Below are 8,713 nucleotides of genomic sequence, written 5' to 3'. Positions count from 1 at the left end.
GAAAGGTCCGCCACAACACATCCGCATCTGCCGGCGAGTGGGGTTTCCGTCCCCTTGCGGGGAGTTGGGTTGGAAAGGGCCCTTCCGGGCGAAACCTCGGGAGAGGTGGAGATTCGCTACCAAGTTTCCGTCCCCTTGCGGGGAGTTGGGTTGGAAAGTAAAGAAGGAGTGTGGCCTATGGCTCGCGTCTTCTTGAAGTTTCCGTCCCCTTGCGGGGAGTTGGGTTGGAAAGGCATGAAGCTCGGTGGCTGGCATTTCTTCCTCGTCCCAGCCAGTTTCCGTCCCCTTGCGGGGAGTTGGGTTGGAAAGAGCAATTTGTCCAAACGCACCGGTAGGAACTATAGTTGGCATAAGCAAGTTTCCGTCCCCTTGCGGGGAGTTGGGTTGGAAAGAAAACCCGCCGCCCAGGCGGAGTGGGAACGATGGGAAACTTGTTTCCGTCCCCTTGCGGGGAGTTGGGTTGGAAAGAGACCCATTTTGAAACCTTTGCTCTGACTGCCTTTGAACCCTGCGGATCTCCATAGGGGTCAAAACAGCCGAAAAATCAGACCAAAACCCATGGAAGTTACTCTTTTTCGATGCCTGAAACCCTGACTGGGCAAGGCATCTCCATAGGTCAACGTAATAATGCGGCTTTCAAGGTTCGGGCGACCTGTGGAGATCGCAGTTCCTAAACTTGCTTTTTAGTCTATACATCCCCTGGAAATTAGGCCAGCTTTGGGGCCATAACTTTAGATTTCGTAACGATTGACTGCTTTTAGGGACAGGATATTGTCAGCCCTGGGGTAAAATGTGGGCAATTTAAAATCTTTAAACCAACATTAAACCCCAGTCGCGGGTTACTTACTGTTTCATATACCGACGATAAGCATTCGCAACCCTGGAATGGACAGTTACCTTGGCCGTGTCATAAACCGCATCATTGCCGATATCTAACATTTTCAGGATGGCCCTTTGGGTACCAAAAATTTCAAACTCTCGCACTGTCTTAAACCCAAATTTTTCATACAACATCAGACTCTTGTTCATCCTTGCCAAGGTCCAAACAAAGATATGAGAAATTTTATGTTCTATTAAATAGTCATAGGCAGCCGTCATTATATATAGTGCAATGGGTTTAGAGCGATACTCCTTAGTAACAACTAACTTTGCCATTTCGGCGGCTCGCTTGTCGGATAGCTCTTGAAGCTTAGTATGTTTTTCACATGGTAAAGGCAAGCTTTCTTGTCGTATATGTAAGCTCACCGTGGCGATTAAGCAGTCATTTTTAAAGGCGACAAAATGGACGGCACTTGGATCATATTCATTTTTTACGTTTTCAACCGGATATCCCTGTTCATCAACGAATACTTGATGGCGCAGTTGAAGCATATAGTCATAAAAGTCATGATCTGTTCCTACAAGTTTCTTGATGGTTAGCATCGTAATATCCCCCTTAACTTCTTCTCTGAGCCAGTCAATTCTATAAACCAGCATGAAGGGGGGTCTTCTAGGCACTTGTATTCTTGTTGATGGCAGGGCGATCGCCAAGCGAGAGAATAATCTCAGCTTGATCTGGCATGACTCCCAGGAGCAGGGCCAGGAAACGACAGTCACCGCTGATCCGGTCTGGTTACGCGGGTCGGCTAGGGGCGAGCTCATCCCTAGAACTTTACTATCCGAAAATATAGCGATTAAAAAAATGAAGCAAATTTTTTCTGTATATATGTCAGTACTTTACAGCTCTCCATTTGTAGCTTAAAAAATGTTCCCTATTGTCTAAAATGCAGTAAGCTAATAAAAGCCGCTATCTAGATGAAAAAAATGATATCAAAAATCATTAATCATCGTAGTCAAATTTGGCAAAAATATGATGATTGCGTAGAGCTACAAAAAGAGCTTAGTTCCTATTCTGGGCAGTTTAGTGCCGCTAATATTTCTCAAAATATACCGCTATTAACGGGTACCGAAACTCCTCCTGACGAATTAGCAGCATCGGTCTGGCAATTAAAACAAGAGTCAGAAAGAATTAGACAAGCTAAAAGTCAGATCGAACAATATCAAGCTGAGATTGAAGACACAAGAAGACAGTTTTTTATTCTAGTTGGAATTGTTGTTTTTATTGTAATTATTTTTTTCTTGGTACTGTTGGGTAACTAGAGCACTCTTAAAGATGTCATGAAAGTTTAAGGTTTAAGGTATGTTTGGGATCTGGAAAGATCGGGTTACTGAACTCGAAAAAAAAATTAGTGCGACCGAAAAAGAGATTGAGGCAGCACAAGCCAGGGGCAAATTATTGTTTCACCATGGATCAAAGTTTGCCAAACAAATTGACGCATTTTTTGGCCCTCAGTTAGCAGAAAACGAGTCAGAGCTAGAAAAATATTTTGCTGACTGTAACGTGACTGATGTAAGGGGCTGGGAAACGGAGCACTGGCAAGCCTGGAAACCCTCAGAAGCGTATCTCAATGACTACATTCGGATCGGAGAACAGGTCGAATCAAGGGGGAACCGTGACTTTGCTGTCCCCCATTTTGCGCCCTTTATCGGTGAGAACAAGACATTGATCATTGTGAGTGATGATCACTCAGTCGATGCGGCGATCGCCCTACTCCAATCTTTAGCAGTACGGATCGCGCTCACTTTGCCCCACCAATCGCGCTTTACCCTAGTCGATCCCGTTGGTGCTGGTGCAGCCTTTCCGATGCAGCGGTCTTTGCCATTTGTGCGGGAAACTAGCGATGATATTCGTCGGGATCTAGATCAAGTTAGTGCAGACATCAGAAGAATTAACGCAACCTATCTTGATGCCAGTGCCGATTCCTTTGAACGCTTACCAGAAGATATTCGTATCAATGAGCGTTTAGAATTTATTTTGGCCGCTAATTTTCCACGCGAATATGACCGCAGAGCCATCGAAGCTCTATACAGTATTGGCAGAACTGGGCCCAAGGCTGGCAAGTATTTAATCCTGCATTACAACCAATCCCAGACTATGCCCCGCGATATGTCGATCAGTGGGTTTGAGAATTCGGCCTATATCAGGCTAAATGAAGGTTACAGCGGATCTGATGCGACGGCCTGTCAGCTAAAGTTTGTGCCAGATCGTGCCCCATCAGCCCATTTACAAACTGAACTCTTTGAAAAACTCAGCCAAGCTAAACCGCCCCAAAGGGATCTCGCCTGGGACAAAACAGCAGCTCTGCCCAGTGAAGATTGGTGGCAAGAAAAAGCGCAAGTCTTGATTGAAACGCCCATTGGCGGCTTTGGTAGTAACGAACTTCTTAAAGTCTGGTTTGGCGAGAAAGGAGAATCGCCTTGTGCCCACGGTATTCTTGGGGGAACCACTGGTTCAGGGAAATCGACCCTCTACCATGTGATGATTATGGGGTTAGCAGTTCGCTATGCCCCTGACGACTTAAAAATGTATTTAGTCGATGGCAAATCGGGTGTGACATTCCAGCCCTATCGAGATTTGCCCCACGCGGAAGTGGTCTCTCTGCGTACCATGCCAGAACTCTCACGGAGTGTTTTAGCAGAACTCGTCGCTGAAATGGATTATCGCTATGAGATCTTTGGTTCAGTTGGCGTAGAAAAATTAGCTGATTATTATAATCAGGGCCAGCCCCAAGGCAAACTACCCAGAATTTTGCTGCTCGTTGATGAATACCAAGAACTCTTTGAAGGGGATCAAGACGGCATTGCGTCGAGTCATTTACTAAAGCTAGCTCAGCAGGGGCGGGCTGCGGGGATCCATATGCTGCTGGGATCCCAAGGATTTAGCGCCGTGGGAATGCTCCATCGTGATGATATTTTCCGAAATATTCATTTGATGATGGCGATGCGTATGCGATTTGATGATGTGCAAGCTCTCACGAATTTTGGCCGACGCGGTAAACAGTTAATTATGACTTGCGATTTACCCGGCAAGATTGTTTTAAATGACCAACTGGGAGACGATGGTGCTAATACGCTAGGCAAAGTAGCACTGTTGGAATCCGATGAACGCGATCGCCTAGTGCAGCAACTCTACCAAAAAGCCCATGCTCAGTTTTCCGCCGATGATTTGCCATTGCGAGTTGTCCTAGACGGCAAAGAGCAACCTAATTTGATTGAGAACCCCCAACTGCGTAATTTACTGGAGCACGCTACCTGGCTAACCCCCAAGGAATGGCAAGCTAAAGCCCGCCAAGCGCGCCAACACAATGGGTTAGACATTGCAGATTGGTTTTCGGCCGAGCGTCCGAATGCAATGTGGTTAGGACAAGAATTTAGCGTACATGGCCAGGCAATGATGGTTACACGGCGACGCATTACCGAAAATGCTGTACTAGTCGGCAGTGAAAATACGGCGACCTATGGCATGCTCGTCGGTATGCTCGTCAGCCTCGCAGTGAACCTAAATCCCCAAGCAGTCAAATTCTATATTTTGGATCGCAGTATGCCAGAAACCCAGTGGTGTGAAGCGTTGCGAGCTGTGCATCAAGCTGTTTTTCTCCCAGCCGGATTTTCGAGTACCTTTACCCGGAGTGTCAAAAATATTAGCGGCTATATTGAGACGTTACTTGATGAATTAGAAAGACGTCTTGCCCTAGAAGAAGATGAACGCATCGCTCAACCCTCGATTTTTGTGGTTATGACCGAACTGGATAAGGTGGATGAAATTCGTCGTCAAATGGATGAGTATGGGACGACCGTTTACTCTGAACTGGGCGAAAAGCTCCGCCGTTTGTGTAGCGAAGGGTCTCGCCTAGGGATTCATATTATTTTGAGTTTTTCGGGATTACAGGCGATGCTAAATGTCATAGATGATCGCCGTGATTTAGTTCTTTTTCGTCATCGAGTCGCTTTGCAAATGTCAGAAGATGATTCCTTTACCTTTGTCCGTAATCGTGCTGCTTCCCGCCTACAATTGGATGGTAATAAGCCCATCTCTGCTCTGTACCTCGATGTCGAAAGCGATCGCTCAGTACGTTTCAAGCCCTACAGTACCGAAGCAAAAATTCCCCTAGTAGAGCAGCTCGAACAGGTTGCCAAAATTCTCACCCAATGGAGTCAAAATCTATGAGCCTTAATGATACGTTTCGTGAGATGAAAAATTTCCATCAAGAACTGGTGAGATTTAATAAGAACCTCCACGCTTCCATGAACAATCTCCAAAAAAATCATGATCAAGTGTCTCCCCTTTGGCAAGACGATATGCGCAAGAACTACGACGCCCAATGGGGAGAATTCGACGATCTCATGAAAAATTATCTAAAACGGGAAGCCCCCGCCTATAGTCAGTTTCTCAAAAAAAAGTTGCAAGACCTGAATCGTTATCTGCGGGGTTAGTCATTCAGGCCCATGATGCCTAACCATCAACTAAAACTCCATATTCATACCTAAAGGAGATAAAAAAACAATGGCCTACAGTGGTGCGACAGATACTCGACGCTTACTTGCGGGTTTAGAAGCATATCGCAAGAGTCTAGAACGGCACATTGCTCAACTGACCACAGAATATACCCAATTAGAAAAGCGATGGCGGGCATTTAATGCGGTCTCAGAAGGAGACTATGCAAAGCAATTTCGCGCAGGGTGGCTACAAACAGATGCTCGGTTTAAAGCCTATATTAATCAGTCACAAAAGATTAAAGTTCTACTCAATGAGCGTATTGCCGCGTTACAAGAATTGAACAAACAGGAGCGTGGTCTATGAGTCGCTATGATCCCCGTATTTTAATTCAAAATTTTGACAGTCTTCAAAAAGACTTTGCTTGCTTTAATATAGCCTCTGACGAGATCCTCGGAGAAGCTGAATCTACCCAAAATCATGCCCAAGAACGCATTAATCATGCCACGCGCGCAACGGCAATTGCACTGAATCAAGTGCAATCGGATAGGGAAGATGTCAACAAATTTGATACAGATATTCAGGCCCTATTGTCAAAGTCCCATAATGCGATAAACATCGCCCAGCAGACTTTAGGCCAGGTAACCCAAGCCAGTCAACGGGCAGAGACCACACTCACAGTTTGGGAAAATGAACTAGAAGCAGCTCTGGTGTGGCAAGCCAGGGCAGAAGAACGATTAGCAAGGGCAATCCAAATGTACGAAGAGGCCCAAAGATATCTGGAGACGGCAAAAAGAGATTTTGAGTCTGCTGAAGTGCGGCTACGTCGTTGTAGGAATGATCCGGAGCGGAACAACTGTAGGGGCGAAGAACGGGCCTACAATAATGCCCAAGCAGAGCTTGAATCGGCCAGAGAAGATGTCCAATTAGCCAAAATCGAAGTCCGTGATGCAAAAGCAGAGCTAGAAAGTGCCAAGGCTAGGGTGCGTTGCTGTCAGCAAGCTGTGGGCTATGCTGAGCGGGCAGTACAACATGCGGCGATCGCCATGGAACAGGCAGACCAGGCGCTCAATGAAGCAGAGCGGAGTAATGAGAGTGCGACCTCTGCGGATCGGGCGATCGCCAAAGCAAAGAGTAATGCGACGGCAGAAACGGAACTGGTTCAGCAAGCGATCAATCAAGTTAAAGAGACTGATAGTATTGTCGCCCAATCCCGCCAGAGTTTGATAGTTGCCAGAACAAAAGCGAACTCAGCCCGTAATTTAGCGGTTGATGGTAATAACGAGTTAACTGACCGTAGGGATCAGTTGGTGCGGTTTAATCAGACTACTGCTGATTTGTGGGCCACCGGAGCGAGTGCCACGAATCCTAAAAATACAAAGACATCCCCCAAAAAATCAAAGGCGATCGCATCCCATAATTGGGAGATTGATGACCAAGAGATGGAAGAAATTATTCAATACTATGAAAATAATCCTGTTGAGGACAAAAGAGATCTCTCGGCATATATCGGTGAAGCATACGGCGACCAAATGGTGCAAAATATTTTAGGTTATGAACCGATACTGTCACCAGACGAAAAGTATGTTTCGTTTCCGCAAGGGTTTGATGGGGTATATTTTGATCCCAATACTGGTAAAGTTGTGGTCGCTGAGTTTAAAGGTCAAAACAGTCAGTTGTCGGAGCGTCAAAAAAAGAGAGACTACGTAGTTGATATCTGTACTAAAATTCTCGAAGGGAAGAAGGCTCCTTATATTAATGCGCCGGAGAAGGAAGCACAAATAGCACGGGATATTCTGGACAAAATCGAACAAAATAACGGGGCTGATGTCGGATATGAGGTGTTTCGCACGAAATTTAACCCCAAATCAAAAACACTCTCTACGAGTTTATTAAAAAGATTTTCCCTTGAAGATTTTATTTTGTCGCCCACTGCCTCTAAACCGCAAAAAAACAAACCTCAGGAAAAACACCCTGGTCTTTTGAATAAGTTAGGGCAAGAACAATATAAACAAGATCGAGAGCAGTTCCTGGAACTGATTAGCATCGTCGGCAATAATGATAAACAGCCCTATGAGCGAAAAGAGGCGAAGCAAGAATTATCGAATCTACTAGAGCGTTTCGCTCAAAAGGTGTATCCAGATTTGCCTAAGCCTCAGCAAAAAGCAAAGTTAACCAGGGCTTTAAATGAAGTACGGTCATCGATGACGGAATAAAGTGATCAAAGCAGCAGTAAACGTTAAGGCTTATGGAAGAATCTACTTGGTATATTAATCAGCGCTCCGAGCTAGAAGAATCACTTTGGAAGCTGAAACAGAGATCGAGGGAATTGCAGGATTATCGCCGGAGGATACAAAAAATTTGGCAAGATGATGCGGCGACACAACTCAATCAACGTTATTTTTCGCCCCACGAAAAAGATAGTCAGGAATTTTTGGCCGCTCTATCACGGCAGTTATTCATGTTGAATACAACTGATGAGAAGTTGCAGTCGGCTAAGCAATGGATTCAAGAGGCGAATCAATTATCGGCACAAATTGAGGTCTTAATTGATGCGGCGAAGCAGGATATCGCAAGGTTCTATAGTGAATATGGTGTTTTTCAGGAACAGAATGCGGCGGCAAAATCGGAGCTTTCGCTCATTGATCAGTTGATTGCTCAGGCGAACAGTTGTTGTGATTAGTGGCGATCGCCTAACAACTTCGCCTAATAAATTTCATTATCGCTAAGGAGTTTTCATCCCCCTAGGGGGACTAAAAGAATGAAATAAATACGGCAAAACAACATTCCCCCCTTACAAAAAGGGGGCTAGGGGGGATCTACTCCCATCGGGGTAAAAGAGTGCTGTTAATTATGGCTGTTTTTTGAAAGGTGGGCTCCCCAACTTTCCTGTCGTAAAGGAGAGAGCTATCAGTTTCCGTCCCCCTAAGTGAATTTTATTTTTAAGCTCAAAACGACAAGGCAAATATTCCCCCCTTCGTAAGGGGGGCCAGGGGGGATCTACCCTCAGCGAGGTAAAAGAGTGCCGTTAATTGCGGCTGTTTTTTGGAAAGGGTGGGATCTCCCCAATCCCTACTGCTGTAAAGGAGAGGGCGTAAGGAAGTCAAGTTCTAGTTGTTAGTAGCTAAGGGGTGGGATCCCCCCCAACCCCCTTAGTAAAGGGGGGGAGCCATGGGTTTCCGTCCCCTTGCGGGGAGTTGGGTTGGAAAGCTTGTATTTCTTCCCGTCGGGCGACAGGAAGAAAGCGAAAACGTTTCCGTCCCCTTGCGGGGAGTTGGGTTGGAAAGCATCATCTCTCAAAATCAAGCCAGCCGTGCGCAGAAATGTGCGCCCGTTTCCGTCCCCCTTGCGGGGAGTTGGGTTGGAAAGGAGGGAGCAATTGGCATAGGAGTCTATAAG

At 45.9% G+C, this 8,713-nt stretch carries 8 protein-coding genes and 1 CRISPR repeat array; of the genes, 7 read left to right on the top strand and 1 reads right to left on the bottom strand.

Annotated features, from left to right (window positions below; genetic code table 11):
• Positions 1–42 precede the first annotated feature (42 nt).
• A CRISPR array of direct repeats spans positions 43–468; the repeat unit is 35 nt; unit sequence GTTTCCGTCCCCTTGCGGGGAGTTGGGTTGGAAAG.
• A 375-nt stretch (positions 469–843) separates the two neighbouring features.
• Complete coding sequence (locus AACR41_RS00570; RefSeq protein ID WP_161768756.1) at positions 844–1,530, bottom strand: GNAT family N-acetyltransferase; 687 nt, start codon at positions 1,528–1,530, stop codon at positions 844–846.
• 264 nt (positions 1,531–1,794) lie between these two features.
• On the opposite strand from AACR41_RS00570, the gene AACR41_RS00565 reads away from it, so the two are divergent.
• The 7 genes from AACR41_RS00565 to AACR41_RS16490 all read left to right on the top strand — a co-directional run.
• Positions 1,795–2,139: a hypothetical protein gene (locus tag AACR41_RS00565; RefSeq protein ID WP_030008274.1), complete on the top strand. Its 345-nt coding sequence runs from the start codon at positions 1,795–1,797 to the stop codon at positions 2,137–2,139.
• A gap of 40 nt (positions 2,140–2,179) precedes the next feature.
• Entirely contained in the window at positions 2,180–5,047 is a 2,868-nt protein-coding gene (locus AACR41_RS00560) for an FtsK/SpoIIIE domain-containing protein (RefSeq protein ID WP_030008273.1), read from the top strand.
• On the top strand, positions 5,044–5,313 hold the full coding sequence (locus AACR41_RS00555; protein WP_030008272.1) for a hypothetical protein: 270 nt from the start codon (positions 5,044–5,046) through the stop codon (positions 5,311–5,313). The genes AACR41_RS00560 and AACR41_RS00555 overlap by 4 nt, the downstream gene beginning before the upstream one ends.
• A gap of 70 nt (positions 5,314–5,383) precedes the next feature.
• Positions 5,384–5,680 (top strand): hypothetical protein, encoded by a 297-nt coding sequence (locus tag AACR41_RS00550; protein WP_030008271.1) that lies wholly within the window; start codon positions 5,384–5,386, stop codon positions 5,678–5,680.
• The gene (locus AACR41_RS00545; RefSeq protein ID WP_030008270.1) at positions 5,677–7,530 is read left to right on the top strand and encodes a hypothetical protein; all 1,854 of its coding nucleotides are present in this window, start codon (positions 5,677–5,679) and stop codon (positions 7,528–7,530) included. The genes AACR41_RS00550 and AACR41_RS00545 overlap by 4 nt, the downstream gene beginning before the upstream one ends.
• Positions 7,531–7,562: 32 nt before the next feature.
• Positions 7,563–7,997: a hypothetical protein gene (locus AACR41_RS00540; protein ID WP_045442658.1), complete on the top strand. Its 435-nt coding sequence runs from the start codon at positions 7,563–7,565 to the stop codon at positions 7,995–7,997.
• 488 nt (positions 7,998–8,485) lie between these two features.
• Positions 8,486–8,713: hypothetical protein (locus AACR41_RS16490; protein WP_445260562.1), on the top strand; the 228-nt coding region annotated here is incomplete at its 3' end.

It is taken from the genome of Picosynechococcus sp. NKBG042902 (genome assembly GCF_963864045.1).
In the GTDB taxonomy this organism is placed as follows: Bacteria; Cyanobacteriota; Cyanobacteriia; order Cyanobacteriales; family MRBY01; genus MRBY01.
Note: the sequence above shows the minus strand (reverse complement) of the source record. Positions and strands in the feature narration are given on the sequence as shown.

Bases quoted from the DNA above. Each gene is read 5' to 3' on its own strand.
- AACR41_RS00545 (WP_030008270.1), top strand. From the start codon at position 5,677: ATGAGTCGCTATGATCCCCGTATTTTAATTCAAAATTTTGACAGTCTT.
- AACR41_RS00550 (WP_030008271.1), top strand. From the start codon at position 5,384: ATGGCCTACAGTGGTGCGACAGATACTCGACGCTTACTTGCGGGTTTA.
- AACR41_RS00540 (WP_045442658.1), top strand. From the start codon at position 7,563: ATGGAAGAATCTACTTGGTATATTAATCAGCGCTCCGAGCTAGAAGAA.
- AACR41_RS00560 (WP_030008273.1), top strand. From the start codon at position 2,180: ATGTTTGGGATCTGGAAAGATCGGGTTACTGAACTCGAAAAAAAAATT.
- AACR41_RS00555 (WP_030008272.1), top strand. From the start codon at position 5,044: ATGAGCCTTAATGATACGTTTCGTGAGATGAAAAATTTCCATCAAGAA.
- AACR41_RS00565 (WP_030008274.1), top strand. From the start codon at position 1,795: ATGAAAAAAATGATATCAAAAATCATTAATCATCGTAGTCAAATTTGG.